The organism is Clostridium sp. LBM24168 (assembly GCF_052953915.1).
Genome location: NZ_CP196861.1, coordinates 2,733,074 through 2,754,320 on the forward strand (window position 1 = coordinate 2,733,074; position 21,247 = coordinate 2,754,320).

38 protein-coding genes are annotated in these 21,247 nt (G+C 32.9%); all 38 read right to left on the bottom strand.

Annotation, left to right across the window (positions count from 1 at the left end; translation table 11 throughout):
• Positions 1–4 precede the first annotated feature (4 nt).
• Positions 5–679 carry a tetratricopeptide repeat protein gene (locus tag ACSVC9_RS13490; protein WP_446897972.1) on the bottom strand — a complete coding sequence of 225 codons (675 nt, stop codon included), beginning with the start codon at positions 677–679 and terminating at the stop codon, positions 5–7.
• A gap of 12 nt (positions 680–691) precedes the next feature.
• Positions 692–1,246 carry a Fe-S-containing hydro-lyase gene (locus ACSVC9_RS13495; protein WP_446897973.1) on the bottom strand — a complete coding sequence of 185 codons (555 nt, stop codon included), beginning with the start codon at positions 1,244–1,246 and terminating at the stop codon, positions 692–694.
• Between the two features lie 51 nt (positions 1,247–1,297).
• Positions 1,298–2,140 (bottom strand): fumarate hydratase, encoded by an 843-nt coding sequence (locus ACSVC9_RS13500; RefSeq protein WP_446897974.1) that lies wholly within the window; start codon positions 2,138–2,140, stop codon positions 1,298–1,300.
• A 23-nt stretch (positions 2,141–2,163) separates the two neighbouring features.
• The gene (locus tag ACSVC9_RS13505) at positions 2,164–3,120 is read right to left on the bottom strand and encodes a GntR family transcriptional regulator (protein WP_446897975.1); all 957 of its coding nucleotides are present in this window, start codon (positions 3,118–3,120) and stop codon (positions 2,164–2,166) included.
• Between the two features lie 91 nt (positions 3,121–3,211).
• Positions 3,212–3,925, bottom strand: a complete 714-nt coding sequence (cwlD, locus tag ACSVC9_RS13510) for an N-acetylmuramoyl-L-alanine amidase CwlD (protein WP_446897976.1) — start codon at positions 3,923–3,925, stop codon at positions 3,212–3,214.
• 190 nt (positions 3,926–4,115) lie between these two features.
• Positions 4,116–4,508: a 30S ribosomal protein S9 gene (gene rpsI / locus ACSVC9_RS13515; protein WP_446897977.1), complete on the bottom strand. Its 393-nt coding sequence runs from the start codon at positions 4,506–4,508 to the stop codon at positions 4,116–4,118.
• 25 nt (positions 4,509–4,533) lie between these two features.
• Positions 4,534–4,968 carry a 50S ribosomal protein L13 gene (rplM, locus tag ACSVC9_RS13520; RefSeq protein WP_446897978.1) on the bottom strand — a complete coding sequence of 145 codons (435 nt, stop codon included), beginning with the start codon at positions 4,966–4,968 and terminating at the stop codon, positions 4,534–4,536.
• Between the two features lie 152 nt (positions 4,969–5,120).
• Entirely contained in the window at positions 5,121–5,855 is a 735-nt protein-coding gene (truA, locus tag ACSVC9_RS13525; RefSeq protein ID WP_446897979.1) for a tRNA pseudouridine(38-40) synthase TruA, read from the bottom strand.
• Complete coding sequence (locus tag ACSVC9_RS13530; RefSeq protein WP_446897980.1) at positions 5,855–6,664, bottom strand: energy-coupling factor transporter transmembrane component T family protein; 810 nt, start codon at positions 6,662–6,664, stop codon at positions 5,855–5,857. The genes truA and ACSVC9_RS13530 overlap by 1 nt, the downstream gene beginning before the upstream one ends.
• 11 nt (positions 6,665–6,675) lie before the next feature.
• Positions 6,676–7,530 (bottom strand): energy-coupling factor transporter ATPase, encoded by an 855-nt coding sequence (locus ACSVC9_RS13535; RefSeq protein WP_446897981.1) that lies wholly within the window; start codon positions 7,528–7,530, stop codon positions 6,676–6,678.
• Positions 7,515–8,360, bottom strand: a complete 846-nt coding sequence (locus tag ACSVC9_RS13540) for an energy-coupling factor transporter ATPase (RefSeq protein WP_446897982.1) — start codon at positions 8,358–8,360, stop codon at positions 7,515–7,517. The genes ACSVC9_RS13535 and ACSVC9_RS13540 overlap by 16 nt, the downstream gene beginning before the upstream one ends.
• Before the next feature lie 155 nt (positions 8,361–8,515).
• Complete coding sequence (gene rplQ / locus ACSVC9_RS13545) at positions 8,516–8,857, bottom strand: 50S ribosomal protein L17 (RefSeq protein WP_446897983.1); 342 nt, start codon at positions 8,855–8,857, stop codon at positions 8,516–8,518.
• Between the two features lie 61 nt (positions 8,858–8,918).
• Positions 8,919–9,866 carry a DNA-directed RNA polymerase subunit alpha gene (locus ACSVC9_RS13550; RefSeq protein WP_446897984.1) on the bottom strand — a complete coding sequence of 316 codons (948 nt, stop codon included), beginning with the start codon at positions 9,864–9,866 and terminating at the stop codon, positions 8,919–8,921.
• Positions 9,867–9,930: 64 nt separating this feature from the next.
• Entirely contained in the window at positions 9,931–10,551 is a 621-nt protein-coding gene (rpsD, locus tag ACSVC9_RS13555) for a 30S ribosomal protein S4 (RefSeq protein ID WP_446897985.1), read from the bottom strand.
• Positions 10,552–10,572: 21 nt separating this feature from the next.
• Positions 10,573–10,971: a 30S ribosomal protein S11 gene (gene rpsK, locus ACSVC9_RS13560; RefSeq protein ID WP_446897986.1), complete on the bottom strand. Its 399-nt coding sequence runs from the start codon at positions 10,969–10,971 to the stop codon at positions 10,573–10,575.
• A gap of 12 nt (positions 10,972–10,983) precedes the next feature.
• Positions 10,984–11,358, bottom strand: coding sequence for a 30S ribosomal protein S13 (gene rpsM, locus ACSVC9_RS13565; RefSeq protein WP_446897987.1), 375 nt, complete (start codon positions 11,356–11,358; stop codon positions 10,984–10,986).
• Positions 11,359–11,491: 133 nt separating this feature from the next.
• Complete coding sequence (gene rpmJ / locus ACSVC9_RS13570; protein ID WP_017753001.1) at positions 11,492–11,605, bottom strand: 50S ribosomal protein L36; 114 nt, start codon at positions 11,603–11,605, stop codon at positions 11,492–11,494.
• Positions 11,606–11,621: 16 nt separating this feature from the next.
• Positions 11,622–11,840: a translation initiation factor IF-1 gene (gene infA / locus ACSVC9_RS13575; protein WP_011988826.1), complete on the bottom strand. Its 219-nt coding sequence runs from the start codon at positions 11,838–11,840 to the stop codon at positions 11,622–11,624.
• A gap of 17 nt (positions 11,841–11,857) precedes the next feature.
• Positions 11,858–12,151, bottom strand: a complete 294-nt coding sequence (locus tag ACSVC9_RS13580; RefSeq protein ID WP_446897988.1) for an RNA-binding protein — start codon at positions 12,149–12,151, stop codon at positions 11,858–11,860.
• Entirely contained in the window at positions 12,141–12,896 is a 756-nt protein-coding gene (gene map / locus ACSVC9_RS13585) for a type I methionyl aminopeptidase (protein WP_446897989.1), read from the bottom strand. The genes ACSVC9_RS13580 and map overlap by 11 nt, the downstream gene beginning before the upstream one ends.
• On the bottom strand, positions 12,893–13,546 hold the full coding sequence (locus ACSVC9_RS13590; protein ID WP_446897990.1) for an adenylate kinase: 654 nt from the start codon (positions 13,544–13,546) through the stop codon (positions 12,893–12,895). The genes map and ACSVC9_RS13590 overlap by 4 nt, the downstream gene beginning before the upstream one ends.
• 20 nt (positions 13,547–13,566) lie before the next feature.
• Positions 13,567–14,844 carry a preprotein translocase subunit SecY gene (gene secY, locus ACSVC9_RS13595; RefSeq protein ID WP_446897991.1) on the bottom strand — a complete coding sequence of 426 codons (1,278 nt, stop codon included), beginning with the start codon at positions 14,842–14,844 and terminating at the stop codon, positions 13,567–13,569.
• A gap of 1 nt (position 14,845) precedes the next feature.
• A complete protein-coding gene (rplO, locus tag ACSVC9_RS13600; protein ID WP_446897992.1) occupies positions 14,846–15,286 on the bottom strand; it encodes a 50S ribosomal protein L15 in 441 nt (146 codons plus the stop codon).
• Between the two features lie 19 nt (positions 15,287–15,305).
• Positions 15,306–15,485: a 50S ribosomal protein L30 gene (gene rpmD, locus ACSVC9_RS13605; protein ID WP_446897993.1), complete on the bottom strand. Its 180-nt coding sequence runs from the start codon at positions 15,483–15,485 to the stop codon at positions 15,306–15,308.
• Positions 15,486–15,497: 12 nt separating this feature from the next.
• Complete coding sequence (gene rpsE, locus ACSVC9_RS13610) at positions 15,498–15,995, bottom strand: 30S ribosomal protein S5 (protein ID WP_446897994.1); 498 nt, start codon at positions 15,993–15,995, stop codon at positions 15,498–15,500.
• Between the two features lie 16 nt (positions 15,996–16,011).
• Positions 16,012–16,371 (bottom strand): 50S ribosomal protein L18, encoded by a 360-nt coding sequence (rplR, locus tag ACSVC9_RS13615; RefSeq protein WP_446897995.1) that lies wholly within the window; start codon positions 16,369–16,371, stop codon positions 16,012–16,014.
• A gap of 19 nt (positions 16,372–16,390) precedes the next feature.
• Positions 16,391–16,933 (bottom strand): 50S ribosomal protein L6, encoded by a 543-nt coding sequence (gene rplF / locus ACSVC9_RS13620; protein ID WP_446897996.1) that lies wholly within the window; start codon positions 16,931–16,933, stop codon positions 16,391–16,393.
• 30 nt (positions 16,934–16,963) lie between these two features.
• Positions 16,964–17,362 carry a 30S ribosomal protein S8 gene (gene rpsH / locus ACSVC9_RS13625; protein WP_446897997.1) on the bottom strand — a complete coding sequence of 133 codons (399 nt, stop codon included), beginning with the start codon at positions 17,360–17,362 and terminating at the stop codon, positions 16,964–16,966.
• A gap of 33 nt (positions 17,363–17,395) precedes the next feature.
• Entirely contained in the window at positions 17,396–17,581 is a 186-nt protein-coding gene (locus tag ACSVC9_RS13630) for a type Z 30S ribosomal protein S14 (protein ID WP_446897998.1), read from the bottom strand.
• Between the two features lie 12 nt (positions 17,582–17,593).
• Positions 17,594–18,139 (bottom strand): 50S ribosomal protein L5, encoded by a 546-nt coding sequence (gene rplE, locus ACSVC9_RS13635; RefSeq protein ID WP_446897999.1) that lies wholly within the window; start codon positions 18,137–18,139, stop codon positions 17,594–17,596.
• Between the two features lie 21 nt (positions 18,140–18,160).
• Positions 18,161–18,478 carry a 50S ribosomal protein L24 gene (gene rplX, locus ACSVC9_RS13640; protein WP_446898000.1) on the bottom strand — a complete coding sequence of 106 codons (318 nt, stop codon included), beginning with the start codon at positions 18,476–18,478 and terminating at the stop codon, positions 18,161–18,163.
• 18 nt (positions 18,479–18,496) lie between these two features.
• Positions 18,497–18,865 carry a 50S ribosomal protein L14 gene (gene rplN, locus ACSVC9_RS13645; protein ID WP_446898001.1) on the bottom strand — a complete coding sequence of 123 codons (369 nt, stop codon included), beginning with the start codon at positions 18,863–18,865 and terminating at the stop codon, positions 18,497–18,499.
• Positions 18,866–18,890: 25 nt separating this feature from the next.
• On the bottom strand, positions 18,891–19,145 hold the full coding sequence (gene rpsQ, locus ACSVC9_RS13650) for a 30S ribosomal protein S17 (RefSeq protein ID WP_446898002.1): 255 nt from the start codon (positions 19,143–19,145) through the stop codon (positions 18,891–18,893).
• A gap of 20 nt (positions 19,146–19,165) precedes the next feature.
• Positions 19,166–19,378 carry a 50S ribosomal protein L29 gene (gene rpmC / locus ACSVC9_RS13655; RefSeq protein WP_446898003.1) on the bottom strand — a complete coding sequence of 71 codons (213 nt, stop codon included), beginning with the start codon at positions 19,376–19,378 and terminating at the stop codon, positions 19,166–19,168.
• A complete protein-coding gene (rplP, locus tag ACSVC9_RS13660) occupies positions 19,368–19,811 on the bottom strand; it encodes a 50S ribosomal protein L16 (protein ID WP_446898004.1) in 444 nt (147 codons plus the stop codon). The genes rpmC and rplP overlap by 11 nt, the downstream gene beginning before the upstream one ends.
• 17 nt (positions 19,812–19,828) lie before the next feature.
• Positions 19,829–20,500: a 30S ribosomal protein S3 gene (gene rpsC / locus ACSVC9_RS13665; protein ID WP_446898005.1), complete on the bottom strand. Its 672-nt coding sequence runs from the start codon at positions 20,498–20,500 to the stop codon at positions 19,829–19,831.
• A gap of 14 nt (positions 20,501–20,514) precedes the next feature.
• The gene (gene rplV, locus ACSVC9_RS13670) at positions 20,515–20,853 is read right to left on the bottom strand and encodes a 50S ribosomal protein L22 (protein ID WP_446898006.1); all 339 of its coding nucleotides are present in this window, start codon (positions 20,851–20,853) and stop codon (positions 20,515–20,517) included.
• Positions 20,854–20,873: 20 nt separating this feature from the next.
• Positions 20,874–21,176: a 30S ribosomal protein S19 gene (gene rpsS, locus ACSVC9_RS13675; RefSeq protein WP_446898007.1), complete on the bottom strand. Its 303-nt coding sequence runs from the start codon at positions 21,174–21,176 to the stop codon at positions 20,874–20,876.
• Positions 21,177–21,247: the final 71 nt, after the last annotated feature.

Consider the following 21,247-nt stretch of genomic DNA (forward strand, 5'->3'; position numbering starts at 1 on the left):
AAAACTACTTAATCAGCTCCTGAAATTCTACCGAATTTTTTACTGGGTCAAAGTCTTTTTCATCTCTTGCTATACCTTTTATCTCAGGTGACATATCTAAGGCAATCTTAAGATATTTAACTGTATTTGAAACATCACCTCTTCTACCATAGATACTTGCCTTACCATAATAACTCCACACATAATTTTCTACTTCCAGATTTTTATCATACCATATTAGAGCATCATTATATTTTCCATAGAGCTCATAGGCAAGCGCCTTATTAAATCTAGCATAACCATAATTCGGTTTTAACTCAAGAGATTTATCTATATTTTTCATTCCTTCTTCATAATTATTGTTATAACATAATGCTATTCCTTTTATATTGTAAGCTTTATAAAATTTTACATTCTGATCTATAATTTTATCTGCCTTTATTATAGAATTTGCATATTGCTTACTTCTAAATAAACTTTCTGCCTGTTTATACTGGCTTTCCAGCTCTATATTTTTATCATCCTTATGTTCCTTATTTTTAATGGAATACTTTTGAGTTTGACTACTTGTTTTAACATTACTTTTTCTATTCCCAGCAGCTGTATTTACAGCTATTATAATTACAATAACACTTAAAGCAGCAAATATTACCGCCTTAATTTTTAGGGGAATCCTACTGCGTCTATCTTTTAATACCATATTAAATATCTCCTATAAATTACCTAAATAGTTTTTTCTACCTATTTCATATAAATTGTTTCCTTTGGAATCAATTAGTACAATTACCGGTAAATTTTTTACTATCAGTTTTCTTATAGCTTCGGATCCTAAATCCTCATATGCTATAACTTCAGCTTCTTTTATTGATTTAGCTATAAGAGCTGCTGCTCCACCTATAGCACCAAAATATACTGCATTGTTCTTCTTCATAGATTCTATTACATCATTAGATCTAGTACCTTTTCCTATCATCCCCTTTAAGCCCTTATCCAACAGCTTTGGAGTAAAGCTATCCATTCTATAACTTGTAGTAGGTCCTGCTGATCCTATTTGCTGTCCAGGCTTAGCTGGGGTTGGACCGACATAGTATATTATCTGATCTTTTAATTCTAATGGCAAAGTCTTTCCTTCATCAAGTAATTGCATAAGTCTTTTATGTGCAGCATCTCTGGCAGTATATATTGTACCTGAAATAAGCACACTATCTCCTACATGTAATGTCTCAACCTTATCCTCCGTAAGAGGAGTTTCTATTATCTTATCCATTATTTACCGCACTAATGCGATTTTCTCAACTCCCTATCTTCTAAATTTTATTTAAATTTCAACTTCTCTATGTCTCGTAACATGACAATTTATATTTACTGCTACAGGAAGTCCTGCTATATGGGTTGGATATGTTTCTATATTCACCGCTAATGCAGTTGTTCTACCACCTAATCCCTGTGGCCCAATACCCAATGAATTTATCTTGCTTAACAATTCTATTTCCATATCCCTATAAAATTCATCTTCATTTCTCACATTCAATGGCCTTATTAGTGCCTTCTTAGCTAAACCTGCAGCTCTATCAAAATTTCCGCCAATTCCAACTCCGACAACTATAGGAGGACATGGATTAGGCCCCGCATCTTCTACAGTTTTAATTATAAACTTTTTTACTCCTTCTATTCCATCAGCGGGTTTTAACATTTTTATCTGACTCATATTTTCTGATCCAAATCCTTTGGGTGCCACAATTATGTTCACTTTATCTCCAGGTACTATTTCATAATTTATAATAGCTGGTGTATTATCTTTAGTATTTATTCTCCTAAGTGGATCTCTAACAACAGATTTTCTAAGATAGCCTTTCATATAACCCTCTCTAACGCCCTGATTAATGGCATCTTCTATATTACCTCCTATAAAATGAACATCTTGTCCAACTTTTAAAAATATACAAGTCATTCCAGTATCCTGGCATATTGGCATATTATTAAATTTAGCTATATTTACATTATCAAGTATCTTATTCAATATATCTTTTGCCATAGGCCAGTCTTCTTCTTTTTCAAAAGATTCTATCCTATCTACAACATCTTCTGAAAGATAATAATTAGATTCTATACATAGCCTCTTTACACATCTTGTTATAATATCAACATTTATTTCCCTCATGATTAAACATTTATCCTCCATAGCTATTTTTGATATTTTAATTCAATTATCTTAGATTTTAGTGCTTTTACAGAATCATCATCCAAATTATATACAAACTTTAATATATGTTTATTTACAGTCAAAATATCTCTTACATTTTGATATCTACCAGGTGAAACTATTATTACATCAACACTGTCTACAATCTTTTTCAATTCATTGTTATCAGTAGTATTGGTATATTGAATATTTATATTGCCAAGCCCTGCGTTTTCTAGAGCGCCCCGTGCCTTGAAAATAAATTCATCTGAAATACATACAAATGCAAATTTAGTTTTATCTGGATATCTAGCAATCTTAACTATTGTTCCCAAATCCACATTAATTGCCACTCCAATTACTTCTTTTCCAAAACCACCTGTAAGATTCATAACCTCATTAACATGATTAAATGTAGCTATTATGACCTGACAATCCTCTATAACATCTCTAATTTTGTTATCTACATTCTTTAAATCATTGATAGTAAGTGGAATTACGTTTATATCTGTATTTTCCATAAGCTGCTTGCTAAACATTTTAGATTGTTCTATGTTACATTCCACGTATATGGCAGTTATCTTGCTCATAATTTTTCTCTTTTCTTTTATTCTTTTAACTACAATTTCTAAAAACTCATCTGGATCTATTCCTGTTTCTATAGCTTCTTCAAAGGCAAGATCTATAAATTTTACTATCTTTTCCTTTACATTCTGTATTTTCCAAAGATTCATGTCTTCTGCTACAAATGTTCCCCTGCCCTGATAAGACTTTAAAACGCCTTCCTGTTCTAATTCATTATATGCCGAGCTTACGGTATTCCTACTTACTTTTAGGCTCTCAGATAATTCTCTTTCAGTAGGCATTTTATTTCCAACTTTCAGTATATCATTTCTTATTAAATACATTATCTGCTTTTTTAACTGCAAATACAGTGGAATACTACTTACTTTATCCAATTTAATGTATATTTTAATCACCTCAAAATTTATCAATTAGCAATATTGCAAATTAATAGTATCACAATCAATGATGTGTGTGCAACAAGCTCTACTTGTCAAAACACTTATAATATTCATTAATGGATTTAGTTATGGAATTTGCTATCTTATTTTGATAATCATCTGATTTCAATTTTTCTTTTTCCTCAGCATTGGACAAAAATCCACATTCTACTATAACAGAAGGCATTGTATCATTTTCCCTCAATATTTTATATAAATCTAGAGCTGGTTTTTCCTTTCTGGAATTACTTGTATCTAAGTCCCTTATTAAATTATTCTGCATAATTTTAGCCAGTTGTTCACTATCATCATTTTTAGAATACCAAACCTGTGCACCATAATATTTGGATTGTGGGAACTTATTAAGGTGTATACTTATAAACATATTACAATTGGTATCCTTTTTCATCTTGACTCTGTTACTTAAATCCTCAATTTTTTTCTTCCTTATTCTACCACCTTGAGTATACAGACCTTTATCGCTGCTTCTTGTCATAAATACAGTATATCCCTGCTTCTTTAGATTATCCTTGAGCTTACTGCCTATTTTCAAATTTATATTCTTTTCCATAGTACCATCTTTAACTTCTGCACCACCATCCATTCCTCCATGTCCTGGATCTACAAGTATAATAATTTTCTGTTTATTTTTTAAACCAAAAAAACAGGAGCTTGAATATACTCTATCTTGAAAAATCGTTGTAGCTAAAAAACATACTATCATAATTATAATCATGTTTCTACTAATTTTTCCTATCATAACTAGATATCACTTCCTTTCATCAATTCTACTGCTTATTTTTATCACAACCCTATAAGAATATACAAAAAAAGAGCAGTAAGATTTATAAAATCTCTCTGCTCTTGCCAGAAATAGCATATATCCTCAATTTTAAACATAAACATAATTTAAACAATTTACAACAAAACATATATGTAAAATGTATAAACTATCTCTTGGAAAATTGTGGAGCTCTTCTTGCTTTTTTAAGACCGTATTTCTTTCTTTCCTTCATTCTCGGATCTCTAGTCAGAAATCCAGCCTTTTTGAGTTCAAGCCTCAAGTTTTCATCTGCCTTTAAAAGCGCTCTTGATATTCCATGTCTTATAGCTCCTGCCTGTCCGGTAAACCCTCCACCGCAGACATTTACAAGCACATCAAATTTTCCTTTTGTTGAAGTTAATTCTAAAGGTTGGTTGACCACAACTCTTAGTGTTTCTAATCCAAAATAGTCTTCAATATCTCTTTTATTTATTGTTACTTTACCTTCTCCTGGTACAAGTCTAACTCTCGCTATTGATTTCTTTCTTCTTCCTGTTGCCAAATATTGAACTTTAGCCATTTTTTCTCCTCCTTCCAACTTTCAATTAATATCTTAGTTCTAGTAATTCTGGCTTTTGAGCTTCATGATTATGTTCGGAACCCCTATAAACCTTTAATTTTTTAAGCATTTGTCTTCCTAATACTCCTTTTGGAAGCATCCTTCTAACAGCTTCCTGAAACACAAATTCTGGCTTCTTTTGCAAAGCTTCTCTATATGGAGTTTCTTTTAATCCACCTGCATATAATGAATGATGCCTTAATAATTTCTGATCTAATTTTTTACCAGTTAAAACTATTTTTTCTGAATTTATTACTATGACAAAATCACCTGTGTCTACATGCGGCGTAAATATAGGTTTATTTTTTCCTCTTAATATTGAAGCAACCTGGCTTGCTACTCTCCCTAGTGGCTTTCCAGCTGCATCAACAACATACCATTTTCTTTCAATATCCTGTGGTTTAGCAATATATGATTTCATCCCGGTTTTCCTCCTCGAACTTTTTACTATAATTTTATTTATCTATATAAAGATCCGGGGCTAGTGGACCATTTATGCTTAGATACAAACATTTATATTATAATACAATCACCCTGGCGTGTCAATATTTTCTAAAACAAAATTTATACTTCTCAATAAAATACTTTTTCAAGACATAGACCCTGTGGAGGCACTGGTTTACCAGCTTTAGATCTGTCTTTTGAAGCTAATATTACTTCTATGTCTTCTGGTTTAAATCTCCCAGCCCCAACTTCGAGTACAGTACCAACCATAATTCTTACCATATTGTATAAAAATCCATTACCTACAACACTAAACCTTAAAAGATTTCTTTTTTCAACAATTGTAAACTCAATTATTTTTCGTACTGAAGTCTTTATTGAACTTCCACTGGATTTAAAAGCTGAAAAATCATGTTCTCCTATAAAATATTTACATGCCTTCTTCATATCTTCAATATTTAATTTTCTATAATAATAGTACATGTAGTTTCTCCCAATAGCCGGTCTATTACTTCCAGTTATAATAGTATAAGTATATTTTTTCCCTTTACTATCGTATCTAGAATGAAAGCTGACATCCACCTCTTCAGACTTTAAAACCACTATATCATCAGGCAGTAATTTATTTAATACCATCTTAAAATTATTAGGTGGTATTTTACTATTTGTTAAAAAATTGCAAACAAATCCTCTCGCATGAACTCCCGCATCAGTTCTACTAGAACCAATTGTTTCACACAATTCACCTGTAGATTTTTTTATTGCTTTCTCCAGTTTTTCCTGTATAGTCATAGCATTTTTCTGCTTCTGCCACCCTGAATAATTTGTTCCATCATATTCAACGATAAGCTTTATATTTTTCATCAGCTCCACCAAATTCTACTAAATACTGACACTATAACTAAAACTGCCATAGATAAAGATGCTGTAAAATCTTTATGTGTAAGCTTCAATTGTTTCATTCTTGTTCTTCCTTCACCGCCTCTATAGCATCTTGCTTCCATAGCCATAGCTAACTCGTCTGCACGCCTAAAAGAACTTATAAAAAGAGGCACTAAAATTGGGATAAGACTCTTAGCTCTATGTATTAAATTCCCAGATTCAAAGTCTGCACCACGTGCCATTTGCGCTTTCATTATTTTGTCAGTTTCATCCATAAGAGTAGGAATAAACCTAAGAGCTATAGTCATCATCATAGCTAATTCATGGGCTGGTACCCCAATTTTTTTCATGGGATTCAACAATTTTTCTATTCCATCCGTAAGCTCAATAGGCGATGTAGTAAGTGTCAGAAGAGATGTACCTATTATTAGAAATACAAGTCTTAAAACCATAAATGCAGCTAGTATCAATCCCTCACTATATACTGATATAAATTTCCACTTAAATAAAGGTGGATTTACCCCTGTAGTCATAAATATATTTAAAATTGCTGTTATAAGTGCCAAAATCAAAATTGGTTTTAATCCTTTATAAATGTATGTAAATTTCACTTTTGATATAAGTATAGATAAAAATGTAAAAAATACTATAAATATATATCCTTTAAAGCTATTTACTATAAATAAATCTATAATATAGACTATAGAAATCAATATTTTAACTCGCGGATCCAATTTATGAACAAAAGAATCTCCAGGTATATATTGTCCTATTGTAATATCTTTAATCATAATTGACTTACCTATCCTTTGTTTAATATTCTAAGTATTTCATTTTTAGCCTGCTCTACCGTAAACACGTTAGTTGATATGTTAAATCCTTTATCCTTTAATTCCTTTGCAAGATAAGTTACCTGTGGTACAGCTAAGCCTACACTTTCCAATGTATCCATCTCCGAGAATACCTTTTTAGGTGGACCATCCAATATACATTTTCCCTTATGCATAACAAGTATTCTATCTGCAAGTTTTGCAACATCCTCCATGCTATGGGATACCAATATTATAGTCATATTATATTCTCTATGTAAGTTCTTTATTTTACCTAAAATTTCGTCCCTACCTTTTGGATCTAAACCTGCGGTAGGCTCATCTAATATTAAAACCTTAGGCTCCATTGCAACTACACCAGCTATAGCTACCCTTCTCTTCTGTCCACCACTTACTTCAAATGGAGATTTATTTCTATATTTTTCATATTCAAGTCCAACCATATTCATGGCTCTTTTTACTCTTTTATTTATATCATCATTACTTAATCCTAAATTTTTAGGACCAAAGGCAATGTCCTTTTCAATAGTTTCTTCAAATAGCTGATATTCCGGGTACTGAAATACAAGTCCTACTTTTTTTCTTATGAAATTAAGATTTGTATTTTTATCTGTTATATTAGTTCCATCTATTATTATACTTCCCGAATCTGGTTTTAGAAGTCCATTAATATGTTGAATAAGCGTCGATTTACCTGAACCAGTATGACCTATAAGTGCTACAAATTCCCCTTCCTGTATTTCGATGCTGATATTATCTAACGCTTTCTTTTCAAAAAGAGAACCTTTCATATATATATGAGTTAAATTTTCTATTTTAATTGACATAATCTTTCCACCATCTCATCTATAGTCAATATATTTGTTTCTATATCAACTCCCGAACTTTTTAGCTCATAGGCCAATTCAGTTATTTGGGGTACATCAAGTCCCAAACCCTTCATCTTTTTAACCTGGCTAAATATATTTCTAGGAGTTCCTTCCATAGCAATTTTACCTTCATCTATAACAATTATTCTATCTGCCTTTGCAGCTTCTTCCATGTAATGTGTAATTAAAACTACTGTAATATTATAGCTATCATTTATTTCTTTTATAGTACTCATTACTTCCTGTCTCCCTGATGGATCAAGCATTGCAGTGGATTCATCAAATATCATACATTGTGGTCTCATAGCGAGAACTCCAGCTATTGCCACTCTCTGTTTCTGTCCACCCGAAAGTAAATGTGGTGCATGTTTTCTATATTCATACATATTTACTTTTTTTAGGCAATCATCAACTCTATTTCTTATATCATCAGGATCAATTCCTAAATTTTCTGGTCCAAAGGCCACATCTTCTTCTACAATAGTTGCAACAATCTGATTGTCTGGATTTTGAAATATCATGCCTGCTTTATTTCTTATATCCCACACATTTTTTTCATCAGAAGTATCTAGCCCTCCTACATACATCTTTCCACTAGTTGGCACCAATAATGCATTCATATGCTTAGCTATAGTAGATTTTCCAGAACCATTTCTACCAAGGATAGCTAAAAATTCACCTTTTTTAATATTAAAAGTAACATCATCTACTGCTAACTTAGAACTACTTCCATCACTGGTATCATAATTAAAACTTAAATTCTTGCAGTCTATCATTTTTTTTTCCATATAACCACCTCGCTACAGAGAAGCAAAATACTTTTCATCAATAACACTAATATTAAATATACCACGTTTAAAATATAAATTAAAGAATATTGACTATAAAAATTTATATAAATATTAAAATGGGGATTAAGCTAACTTAATCCCCTACTAAGTTTTTATACCAACTCTAGTATAACTACCTCAGCTCCATCTCCTCTTCTTGGACCCATTTTATACATTCTTGTGTATCCACCATTTCTCTCATTATACTTTGGAGCTATACTATCAAACAATTTCTTTACAACTTCTTCTTCTGTTACAAAAGAAAGTACTTGTCTTCTAGCATGGAGATCTCCTCTTTTAGCTAATGTAATCATTTTTTCAGCTATATTTCTAGTTTCCTGTGCCCTTGTAGATGTAGTCTGAATTTTTTCATGCTTTAAAAAACTGGTAACCAAATTTCTCAACATTGCCTTTCTTTGGTCAGTTGGGCGACCTAACTTGCGATGTGAAGCCATCTATATCCCTCCTATCTGTTGGTGAAAATCCTATTAATTTTTCAACTCAATTAATACTTTGTTATTCTTCATTCTGTTTCAATGATAATTCCAAAGCATCTAATTTCTGTTCAACCTCTTCTAGAGACTTTTTACCTAAATTTCTAACTTTCATCATGTCATCCATAGTTCTTTCAGTTAACTCTTGAACTGTGTTTATGCCAGCTCTCTTTAAACAATTATAACTTCTAACAGAAAGATCAAGCTCCTCAATAGTCATCTCAAGAACTTTCTCCTTTTTATCTTCTTCTTTTTCAACCATTATTTCTACATTATTAGCATGATCTGTAAGGGTCATAAATAGCTTAAAATGCTCTATCAATATTTTTGCTGATAAACTTATAGCTTCATCTGGCATTATAGTACCATTAGTCCATACTTCAAGAGATAATTTATCATAATCAGTAATTTGACCAACTCTTGTGTTTTCTATGTTAAAATTAACCCTTTTTACAGGTGTATATATAGAATCTACAGGAATCGTACCTATAGGCATATCTTCAGTCTTATTTCTTGACTGTGATACATATCCTCTTCCTGTATTCACCATGATTTCCATATATAATTTTCCGTCATCATCTAAAGTAGCTATATGTAAATCCGGATTTACTATTTCAACATCACCATCAGTTTTTATATCTCCTGCTTTTACTTCTCCCGGTCCCTCTGCATCTATATATATTATTTTAGGCTCATCGCCATTCATTTTTAGGGCTAATAATTTTATATTTAGAATTAACTCAGCAACATCTTCTTTTACTCCATGGACGGTAGAAAATTCATGAAGTACACCGTCAATTTTAATATGATTCGCAGCTACTCCAGGTAGTGAAGAAAGAAGTATTCTCCTGAGTGCATTTCCAAGAGTAATACCATACCCTCTTTCCAATGGTTCTACCACAAATTTTCCGTACTTACCATCTTCGCTTACATCTACACACTCTATTTTGGGTTTTTCTATTTCTAACATGGATATAACCCTCCTTCTTATTTATATTATAATTTATTTTGAGGGCAACTGATTCTTATATTATCTACTTACTATAGAACTCTACTATTAATGTTTCATTAACAGGAATATCTATATCCTCTCTTAAAGGTTCCCTGACAACTTTTCCTTCAAAATTTTCTACATTTCCCTCTAACCAAGCAGGTAAAGTTTTAGGGTTTTCTGCAAAAGTTTTAAATTTTTCTGATGATTTACTCTTGTCACAAATAGATATAACATCGTTAACTGATACCTCATAGGAAGGAATATCAACCTTTTTACCATTTACTAAAAAATGTCCATGAGTAACCAATTGTCTAGCTTCCGCCCTTGACTGTCCATAGCCAAGTTTAAACGCTACATTATCAAGTCTTAATTCAAGAAATTTAAGCAGATTTTCACCCGTTATACCTCTTTTTCTGTCAGCTTTATCATAATACCTTCTAAATTGTCCTTCTAATATTCCATATATTCTTCTAGCCTTTTGTTTTTCCCTTAATTGCAAACCATAGTTGGATATTTTTTTTCTACCCTGACCATGTTGTCCTGGTGCATATCCTCTTCTTGAAACTGCACATTTATCTGTATAGCATCTATCCCCTTTAAGAAATAGCTTTAAACCTTCTCTTCTACAAAGTCTACATACTGATTCAGTATATCTTGCCATTAAAATTTACACCTCCCATTACTAAACTCTTCTTCTCTTTGGTGGTCTGCATCCATTATGTGGTATGGGAGTTACGTCTTTTATTAGTGTAACCTCCAAACCTGCAGCTTGAAGTGATCTTATTGCTGCTTCTCTTCCTGCTCCCGGTCCTTTGACATATACTTCTATACTCTTCAATCCATGTTCCATAGCTGCTTTAGCTGAAGTTTCAGCTGCCATCTGAGCAGCAAATGGTGTGCTTTTTCTTGAGCCTCTGAAACCCAATCCACCTGCACTAGCCCAGGACAATGTATTACCAACAGCGTCAGTTATAGTAACTATAGAATTATTAAAAGTTGACTTTATATGTGCACAGCCATGCTCAATATTTTTTCTTTCCTTTTTTCTTTTTGATTTTTTAACCTTTGATACTGCTGCCATCTATTTACCTCCTTATACTAATTTCTTCTTCTTAGCTCCTACTAACTTTTTAGGACCTTTTCTAGTTCTTGCATTTGTCTTCGTCTTTTGTCCCCTAACTGGAAGACCTCTTCTATGTCTTATTCCTCTATATGAACCTATTTCTATCAATCTCTTTATATTAAGGGCAGTTTCTCTTCTTAAATCACCCTCAACCTTTAAATTCTTGATATAGTCTCTTAGAAGATTAACCTCTTCTTCTGTCAGATCCTTTACCCTTGTTTCAGGATTTACACCAGTCTCTTTTAGTATTCTCTGTGAAGTCGGTAACCCTATACCAAATATATATGTTAAACCTATTTCTACTCGTTTTTCTTTTGGTAAATCAATACCTGATATCCTTGCCATTAAATTACACCTCCTAATTATCTGCTTGTTAAGGATTCTTTAAATAGTTTTTATATAAAGCCTTAAGGCAAACAGAACTATCTGTTCCGCTGCAGCCGTACCTTAAAACATCATTAACCAAATACTTTCTTAATTAGCCTTGTTTTTGCTTGTGTTTAGGGTTTTCACATATTACCATTACTTTTCCCTTTCTCTTTATCACCTTGCACTTTTCACACATAGGCTTAACCGACGGTCTTACTTTCATAGCTAACCCTCCTTAATTACTTTGCTCTCCAGGTTATTCTTCCACGAGTCAAATCGTATGGAGAAAGTTCTACTGTGACTTTATCACCTGGGAGTATTCTTATAAAGTTCATTCTTAATTTGCCTGATATATGTGCTAATATTTTATGTCCGCTTTCTAATTCTACTTCGAACATTGCATTAGGTAAAGCCTCTAAAACAGTACCCTGCATTTCTATAACATCATCTTTTGACATAAGGTAATCAGACCTCCTTATTTCTTGTCGTAAGATTGCAAAAAATTCTTTATCATGGAATTATTAACTTTTTGATGTTCGCTTAGCAATTCTCTTATATTTTGAAATTCTAAATCTACAAAGTTTAAATGTTTGAGCTTTTTTTTCTTTGGATTTTCAATAGTTCTAAGCTTACCATCACTTATATATACATGATCTTCATCTAAGATTCCTACTATTATAAAGAATTTTCCTCTATCTCTTCCAGCTTTTGATGAAACTACTCTTCCTACATATTTACTAATGGTAAAATCACCACCTCTATTGTTCAACCAAGGTTGTTATTTCTGGACCATTTTCCAATATAGCAATTGTATTTTCATAATGAGCAGATAAACTTCCATCTACAGTAACAACTGTCCAGTTATTTGATTGAACTCTAACATTATATCTTCCAATATTAATCATAGGTTCTATAGCCAAACACATTCCTTTTAGCAATTTAGGCCCTTTACCAGGCTTTCCAAAGTTTGGCACTTCTGGATCCTCATGCATGTCACGACCTATTCCATGACCTACATAATCCCTAACAACAGAGTAATTAAGATCTTCCGCATATTTTTGAACAGCATGAGATATATCAGTAAGCCGCTTTCCAACTATAGCATTTTCTATACCCTTAAAAAAACTTTTCCTTGTTACATCTAGTAGATTCTGTGCTTCCTGTGAAATTTTTCCTACCGGAAAAGTTCTTGCTGCATCACCATGATATCCATCTAAGATAGCACCACAATCAATACTTACTATATCTCCATCTCTAAGGTAAACATCCTTTGAAGGTATTCCATGAATTACTTCTTCATTTATTGAAGTACATATTGAAGCCGGAAATCCATAATACCCCCTAAAAGATGGAATTGCATTTTTCAATCTTATGTAATCATCTGCAATTCTATCCAACTCGTAGGTAGTTATTCCAGCTTTTATAGCTTCGTGAAGTTTTTCCAAAGTATATCCCACTATCTTTCCTGCACGCCTCATTAATTCAATTTCTCTGTCTGTTTTTATAATTATCATTGAGATACAGCTCCCAGAAACCTTTCCACCCTTTCGAAAACTTTGTTTATTTCTCCAGTTCCATCAACTGTTGAAAGTTTGTTTTGATTTTTATAATAGCCTATTAGAGGCTGTGTCTGTTTCTCATATACATCTAATCTATCTTTAACAGTAGTTTCAGTATCATCTTTCCTTTGAACTACATTCCCACCACAAATATCGCATTTACCGTCAACTTTAGTAGGATTGAACTTAACATGGTAACTTGCTCCACAGGAGGAACAAACTCTTCTGCCAGTCATTCTTTCAAGAATTAAATCCCTAGGTACATTTATAAGTAATGCTACATCTATACTTTTTGAATCATCGTTTAAAAAAGAATCTAATGCACTTGCTTGATTAACTGTTCTTGGAAATCCATCTAATAAAAATCCATTTTTGCAATCTTCCATGCTTAATCTATCTTTAACTATATCTATTGTCACTTCATCCGGTACTAATTTGCCTGCATCTAAATAACTTTTAGCTTTTATTCCAAGTGGAGTTTTTTCTGCGATATTTTTTCTAAAAATATCTCCTGTAGATATATGAGGTATACAATACTTATCACTAATAAATTTAGCTTGAGTCCCTTTGCCGGCTCCTGGAGGGCCTAATAAAACTATTTTCAACTGAATCATCTCCAAATTATTTACTTTAAAAATCCCTGGTAATGACGCATCACTAATTGAGATTCTAATTGTCTAATGGTTTCAATTGCAACATTTACTATTATAAGTAAACCTGTTCCACCAAAATATATTCCTTTAAAACTAGAATAGGTTTCTGCCATTATCGGTGCGATCGCTATTATCCCAGCAAAACCTCCACCTAAAATTGATACTTTTGTCAAAACTTTTTCTATATATATGGCTGTTGGTTCACCTGGCCTTATTCCCGGGATAAATCCAGAAGATTTATTCATATTCTCTGCCATTTCTTCTGGTTTAAGAGTTACTTGAGTATAGAACCACGTAAAAAAGATTGTCAATAGGAAATACAATAATGCATATTCCCAGCTACTTTCTTTAAAAGGACTAAATTTGCTTGCAACTACAAATTTATAAAAGCCCGAATCAGGGAAAAATTGTCCTATGGTCATTGGAAACTGCATTACAGATATAGCAAATATTATTCCAATAACTGCTGCACCATTTACATTAATAGGAATATTAGTCGACTGCCCTTTATACATTCTTCCACCAGCAGTTTTACCTGCATATTGAATGGGAATTCTTCTTTCAGATAAATTCGTAATTACAACTGCTACAAAAAGTAATATTATAATCGCTGCAAATCCTATAACTTCAACAAAGTTAACTATTTGAGTTTGCTGCAACTTAAAGATACCAGTCATCGTAGATGGGAAACCCGAAATAATATTTATAAATATTATAAGAGAAACTCCGTTACCAATACCATGTTGAGTAATTTTATCTCCAAGCCACATAAGGAAGGTAGAAGCCGTTGTAACAGTAAGCATTATTATAAAAATGTTCAGCTTTGACGTATCTGTCAATGCACCTGTACTAGATATTATAGCATATATACTAAAGCTCTGTATTAATCCTAATGGAACAGATGCATATCTCGTATACTCCTGTATTTTTTTTCTTCCTTCTTCCCCTTCTTTGGATAATTGCTCTAAGCTTGGTATAGCTACTGTAAGCAATTGCATTATGATAGAAGAATTAATAAAGGGAATAACACCCATTGCAAATATACTAAATCTCCTAAATGCACCACCTGATATGAGATCATAAAAACCAATTAATGATCCTCCGCTAGTTAAACCAGTTAACTTAGTAGTATCTATTCCAGGAACAGCTATAAAATTTCCCATCCTAAAAATTATTATCATAAACAGAGTAAATAACAATCTTTTTCTCAACTCTGGAACTTTCCAGGCATTACGCAAGGTTGATAACACCTTATATCACCTCAACTTTTCCTCCGGCAGCCTCTATTTTTTCTGCTGCAGCTTTTGTAAATTTAGCTGCTTTTACCGTAAGTTTCTTATTTAACTCACCATTTCCAAGTACCTTCAATCCATCTTTGGATTTCTTAATTATTCTCTTCTCTAAAAGCAATTGTGGAGTTACTTCTGTTCCATCTTCAAATATATTCAATCTTTCTACATTAATCTGTGAATATTGCTTTGCAAATATATTAGTAAATCCTCTTTTAGGAATTCTTCTAAATAAAGGCATCTGTCCGCCTTCAAATCCTAATCTTACTCCACCGCCAGATCTAGCTTTCTGTCCATTTTCACCTCTGCCAGCATTTCTGCCTAGTCCTGAACCAGTACCTCTTCCAACTCTCTTAGGTGATTTTCTTGATCCTGCTGATGATTTCAAATTGTGAAGTTTCATTTTCTAACACCTCCTCTTATTACTCTTCTTCAACTTTTAAAAGATAACTAACTTTTTTTATCATACCTCTTATCTGAGGAGTATCTTCTTTTTCTACTACACTTCTTATTTTTCTTAATCCAAGAGCTTCAACTGTAGCTATATGATCTTTTTTTCTTCCTATTAAACTTTTTTCTAAAGTTATTTTAAGTTTAGCCAAAGGTATTACCTCCTAACCTAAAATCTCTTCAACAGTTTTACCTCTAAGAGCAGCAATTTGTTCTGCCGTTCTTAATTTGGACAAACCGTCAATAGTGGCATTTACCATATTTGTTGGATTATTTGTTCCAAGTGATTTTGCTCTAACATCCTTTAACCCAGCAAGCTCAAGTACCGCTCTAGCTGGACCTCCTGCTATAACTCCCGTTCCTTCTGAAGCGGTCTTTATGAGCACTCTTCCAGTACCAAATTCGCCAATAATATCATGTGGTACTGTAGTCCCAACAATTGCAACGTTAATTAAATTCTTTTTAGCATCTTCTATTCCTTTTCTAATTGCCTCAGGTATTTCTATAGATTTACCAGTTCCAACACCTACGTGCCCAGCTTCATCTCCAACAACAACAAGTGCACTGAATCTAAAGTTTCTACCACCTTTGACAACCTTAGCAACTCTATTTATAAACACAACTTTCTCTTTAAGATTTAAAGTGCTAGGATCAATTCTCATTAATTTTCCTCCTTCTTTAGAATTTTAAGCCAGCCTCTCTTGCTCCTTCTGCAAGATCTTGTATTCTTCCGTGATATACATATCCACCTCTGTCAAATACAACTTCTTTGATTCCTTTTTCAACAGCTTTCTTTCCAATATTTCCGCCAATAATTCTAGCTGCTTCTTTATTACTTCCTATTCCTTGAAAATCTTTATCCAGAGTCGAAGCTGAGACTAAAGTTATTCCTTTAATATCATCTATTACTTGAGCATATATGTTCTTCTCACTTCTATAAACTGCAAGTCTTGGTCTTTCAGAGGTTCCAAAAATCTTTTTACGAACTCTCAGATGACGTTTTGCTCTCAATGCTTTTTTGTCGTCTTTTTTGAACATAGATATTCACTCCTTTCTATTACTTCTTACCAGTTTTACCTTCTTTACGTCTTATATGTTCAATATCATACTTAATTCCTTTTCCCTTATAAGGCTCTGGCTTTCTCCAATTTCTTATATCCGCTGCTACATCTCCAACTACTTCTTTGTCAATTCCCTTTACTACAACCTGCGTAGTATTTGGTGTTTCAAAAGCTATTCCTTCAATAGGTTCTACTTCAACTGGATGTGAATATCCTAAATGCATGACTAATTTTTTGCCCTTCAATTGAGCTCTATATCCAACACCTATAAGCTCTAAAGTCTTAGAATATCCTTCTGTAACTCCAGTTACCATATTATTTATAAGTGCTCTAGTTAATCCGTGCAGCGCTTTCATTTCTTTTTCATCATTATTTCTTTTAACTATTACTGAATTATCTTCAACAGATATACTCATTTCTTTTCTCATAGCCTTAACAAGCTGGCCTTTAGGGCCTTTAACAGTAACAACGTTGTCTGGTGTTACTGTGACCGTCACGCCACTTGGAATAGCTACTGGAAGTTTTCCTATTCTTGACATCATTACACCTCCTATGTTATTCGTAGGTTATTACCATATGTAGCAAAGTACTTCTCCACCTACTCCTAATTTTCTTGCCTCTTTGTCTGTAACAATTCCATTTGAAGTTGAAATTATAGCAACTCCCAGACCATTTAATACTTTAGGAATCTCTTCTTTTCTACAATAAACCCTTAATCCCGGCTTTGAAATTCTTTTAAGTCCAGTTATAACTCTCTGCTTATTTTCAACATATTTCATAGAAAATTTTATCATCTTAACAGAACCATCTGTATATTCTTCTAAATCCTTAATATATCCTTCTTGAAGCATTATATTTAATATTGCCTTCTTAATGTTTGAAGAAGGTACTTCTACTATCTCATGTCTAACAATATTTGCATTTCTTATACGTGTAAGTAAATCTGCGATAGGATCAGTCATTACCATTTATGTGTGCCTCCTTTCATCTATAACTACTAATTACCAACTTGCTTTTTTGCATCCAGGTATTTCTCCTTTATATGCAAGCTCTCTAAAACAAATACGACATATACCATATTTTTTTAATACAGAATGTGGTCTTCCACATATTCTACATCTAGTATAAGCTCTAGTTGGGTATTTAGGTTCTTTCTTGCATTTTTCAATTAAAGCTTTACGTGCCACGCTTTTCCCTCCTTATTTTTGAGCAAACGGCATACCAAGAAATCTAAGCAATTCCTTTGCCTCTTCATCAGTATTGGCAGTTGTAACAAAAATTATATCCATACCTCTTACCTTATCTATTTTATCATATTCTATTTCAGGAAATATTAACTGTTCCTTGATTCCTAATGAATAATTTCCTCTTCCATCAAAAGACTTATCTGAAACTCCTGAAAAATCTCTTACTCTTGGAAGAGCAACATTCATTAATTTGTCAACAAACTCATACATATATTGTTTTCTCAAAGTAACTTTACAACCTATAGGCATATTCTCTCTTATTTTAAAATTTGCCACTGATTTCTTAGCTCTTGTCAATACAGGTTTTTGTCCTGTAATTGTGGTCAAATCACTTACTGCTGATTCTAAAACTTTTGGATTATCCTTAGCTTCTCCAACACCCATATTTATAACTATCTTTTCCAATCTTGGTGCCTGCATTACATTTTCATATTTAAATTTCTCTACTAAAGCAGGAATTACCTCGTTATTATACTTTTCCTGTAATCTTGAACTCATATTTTGCCCTCCTTTCAAAGATTAAAATGTCTCTCCGCACTTTTTACATACCCGTACCTTTGTTCCATCATCTAGTATCTTATGGCTTATTCTTGTAACACTTTTACATTTATTACAATATAACATTACTTTAGAACTATATATTGGAGCTTCTCTATGAATTATTCCGCCTTCCATATTAGCTCTATTAGGTTTCTGATGTTTTGTAATTACATTTACATCTTTAACAACAACTTTACTTACTTTAGGGTTTACTGATAATACCTCTCCAACTTTTCCCTTATCTTTTCCTGATATAACCATAACAGTATCTTTTTTTCTTACATGTATTTTTGCCATTATAGCCACCTCCTTATCTTATAGAACTTCAGGTGCTAATGATAATATCTTTGTAAAATCTTTATCTCTTAGCTCTCTTGCAACTGGTCCGAAAATACGGGTTCCTCTTGGCTGTTTATCTTCCTTTATTAAAACTGCAGCATTCTCATCAAATCTTATGTATGAACCATCCGATCTTCTCAATCCCTTCACAGATCTGACTATAACTGCTTTCACAACTTCTCCTTTTTTAACAACACCGCCAGGTGTTGCACTTTTAACACTAGCAACTATTATATCCCCGATGTTTCCCCACTTTCTTTTGGAACCACCTAATACTCTTACACACATAATCTCTTTAGCACCAGAATTATCTGCAACTTTTAACAACGTCTGTTGTTGAATCATTCAAATACCCTCCTTTCAGCTTATACTATTTAGCCTTTTCTACTATTTCAACAAGTCTCCATCTCTTGTCTTTAGACAAAGGTCTAGTTTCCATGATTAATACTCTATCATTATTTTTAGCCTCATTTTTCTCATCATGGGCTTTAAACTTAGTAGTTCTATTCATTATTTTGCCATACAACGGATGACGCACTTTTGTTTCTACAGCTACTACTACTGTTTTATCCATTTTATCAGAAACAACTCTGCCAATTTTAGTTTTTCTATAATTTCTTTCCATAAGGACAGCCTCCTTTCAGTCTATTGTTCTAAAGCCCTTAATTCTTTTTCTCTAAGGATGGTTTTAACTTGAGCTATAGATCTTTTCACTTCTTTTATTCTCATTGGGTTTTCCAGCTGGCTAATGGCCAATTGGAATCTTAAATTAAACAATTCAGACTTGAAATCAGCTAATTTTGCTTGTAAATCCTGAGGACTATTATTCCTTAATTCCTTTAATTCTTTAGCCTTCATTGCTTTCACCACCCCTTTTTTCAACATTTTCTCTTGTTATAAACTTGGTCTTTATAGGTAGCTTATATGAAGCAAGTCTCATAGCTTCTCTAGCTATATCCTCACTAACACCTGATAATTCAAATAATACCCTATCAGGTTTAACAACTGCTACCCAGTATTCTGGTGTTCCTTTACCAGAACCCATACGAGTTTCTGCCGGTTTTTCAGTAACTGGTTTATCAGGGAAAATCTTTATCCAAAGTTTTCCTCCTCTTTTAATATATCTATTTATAGCTATTCTGGCAGCTTCTATCTGATTACTTGTAATCCATCCACATTCGGTAGCCTGTATAGCATAATCTCCATATGCTATAAAATTGCCTCTTGTAGCCCTACCTCTCATTCTGCCACGCTGTACCTTACGATGTTTAACTCTTTTAGGCATTAACATAATGTGTTCCTCCTTTCCTATGCATTAACTTCCTCTTTGCTTTCAACTTTTTTCTTAGCTGGAAGTATTTCTCCTTTATAAGTCCAAACTTTAACTCCAATTTTCCCATAAGTTGTATTTGCTTCTGCAAACCCATAATCTATATCAGCTCTCAAAGTCTGAAGCGGAATTGTACCATCATGATAAGATTCAGCTCTTGCAATTTCTGCACCGCCAAGTCTGCCCGAACAAGTTGTCTTAACTCCTTTAACTCCTGCTTTCATTGCCCTTTGTATTGTCTGTTTCATTGCTCTTCTAAATGAGATTCTCTTTTCAAGCTGAGTTGCTATGTTTTCTGCCATAAGCTGTGCATCAGCTTCTGCAGATTTAACTTCAACTATATTTATTAATATTGTTTTTTCCTTAATTATTTTTTGAAGTTCTGATTTTAATGCTTCTATTCCCTGTCCGCCTTTTCCTATTACCATACCTGGCTTAGCTGTAAATATATTTAATTTAACTCTCTTAGCCGCTCTTTCAATTTGAATTTTAGAAACTCCTGCAATCTTAGTTTTACTTTTTACAAAATTTCTTATAGTATTATCTTCAACTAAATTGTCTGCAAAATTTTTCTTATCCGCATACCATTTAGCATCCCATTCCTTAATAACACCAACTCTAAGACCATGTGGATGTACTTTCTGTCCCATCTATTTCCCTCCTTTTAATCCTCTTTTTCTTTAACTATCAAAGTTATATGACTGCTTCTTTTTTTTATACTGAACGCTCTTCCTTGAGCATGAGGCTGAAATCTTTTTAAAGTTGGACCCTGACATGAATATGCTTCCGACACATATAAATCATTCGCATCCAAATCCAAATTATTTTCTGCATTAGCAACTGCCGATTTAAGTAGCTTATTAACTACTACAGCTGCATCTTTTGGAGTATATTTTAATATGGCAAAAGCTTCATTTACATTCTTACCTCTTATTAAGTCAAGAACTATTTCTACTTTGCTCGATGACATTCTTACGTATTTAACTATCGCTTTAGCTTCCATTTTTGTACCTCCCTTCGTTATTACTTATTAGCAGCTGGTTTAGCAACGCTAGTTGTTTTTTCCGTTTTCTGAACGTGTCCTCTATATGTTCTAGTTAATGCAAATTCACCCAACTTATGTCCTACCATATCTTCAGATATATATACAGGTACATGTTTTCTTCCATCATGCACTGCTATAGTATGACCTATCATTTGTGGAAATATTGTTGAACTCCTTGACCATGTCTTTATTACTTTCTTTTCGCCTTTTTTATTCATTTCATTTATTCTCTTTAAAAGAGCTTCCTGAACATAAGGTCCCTTTTTAACTGATCTACTCAACCTTTTGGCCTCCCTTCATCACATTACCTTATAGCTTTACAGTCTAAGGAAGAGAATATACATTCTCTTCA